1 protein-coding gene is annotated in these 229 nt (G+C 35.8%); it reads right to left on the minus strand.

Annotated elements, in window-relative coordinates:
- On the minus strand, positions 1 to 212 hold a 212-nt coding region (locus AOA59_RS00450; RefSeq protein ID WP_256592999.1), incomplete at its 3' end, for a helix-turn-helix transcriptional regulator.
- Between the last annotated feature and the right edge of the window lie 17 nt (positions 213 to 229).

Genomic DNA, 229 nt, shown 5'->3' on the forward strand with positions numbered 1-229 from the left:
GGGGTATGCCCCTCAAGCTCTTTAAATAATTTTATGAAATATTTCGCAGTTTGGTAACCTACTTTTTCTGCAATGACACCAATAGGTAAGTCAGTGGAAAAAAGGAGTTTTTTTGCTACCTGCATTCTTCTCCTTGTAAGATACTCACTGAAGGTGAGTCCTGTTTGTTCTTTAAACAAAACACTAAAGTAGCTAGCATTTAGATGTACCATTTCAGAAACTTCCTTTT

This window comes from Pseudomonas sp. 2822-15 (genome assembly GCF_002742515.1).
Taxonomy (GTDB): domain Bacteria; phylum Pseudomonadota; class Gammaproteobacteria; order Pseudomonadales; family Pseudomonadaceae; genus Aquipseudomonas; species Aquipseudomonas salomonii.